Origin of the sequence: Amycolatopsis sp. WAC 01375 (assembly GCF_003947325.1) — a bacterium.
GTDB lineage: Bacteria > Actinomycetota > Actinomycetes > Mycobacteriales > Pseudonocardiaceae > Amycolatopsis.
In genome coordinates, this window is record NZ_QHHW01000023.1 from 1 (window position 1) to 868 (window position 868).

Genomic DNA, 868 nt, shown 5'->3' on the forward strand with positions numbered 1-868 from the left:
TGTCTCTTGTGGACAATCATGCCGGTGCGATGGTCGCTGCCGCTGAAGCGTTGACCGCCCGGCTGCCGCGCACGTTGACTCTGATGGACGAGGGAAAAGTGAGTGGTTTCGGCGCGATGAAGGTCGCCGCGGCGACGGCGTGGCTGTCGGACGACAACGCCCTAGCGGCCGATGCCCTGCTCGAGGGCCGGTTGGCGGGGAAGAATTCCGGCCAGATCAGGAAAGCGGCTCATCATGCGGCGATCACGGTCGACCGCGAAGGAGCCGACAGACGTGCCGAGCACTCTCGCGAAGGTCGCCGTCTCAGCGTGCGGCAGGGTGAGACGGGGGTGGCGTCGATCGAGGTCGAGGACGGGCCCGCCGAGAAGGTCAACGCCGCCTACCTTCGCATCGACAGGGAAGCGAAGAAACTCAAGACCGGCGACGAAACCCGCACCCTGGACCAGTTGCGCGCGGACGTCGCGCTCGATCTCCTGCTCGGCGGCCAGGGTGGCGCGAGTGAGCGTGCGGACGTGTTCCTGTACATGGACTTGTTCACCTACCTCGGCCTCAACGACGACCCGGCGGAGATGGCCGGACACGGTCATCTTCCGGCGGCACTGGCACGGCACATCGCGACCGGCCCGGACACCGTGCTGCGCCGGATCATCACCGACCCGCTGTCCGGACAGATACTGGACCTCGGCCGCGACCGGTACCGGCCCACAGCCGGCGTCGCCGAGTTCATCCGGGTACGGGACCGTGAGTGCCGAAGACCCGGCTGCGGCCGCCCCGCACAGACCTGCGATCTCGACCATTCGGTGCCGTGGCAGTTCGGCGGCACCACCAACGCCGACGACCTCATCGACCTCTGCCGCCGAGATCACCG

General features: G+C 67.6%; 1 protein-coding gene. It reads left to right on the top strand.

Annotated elements, in window-relative coordinates:
* The coding region (locus DL991_RS12090; protein WP_233598803.1) for an HNH endonuclease signature motif containing protein at nucleotides 1-868 on the top strand (868 nt) is incomplete at both ends.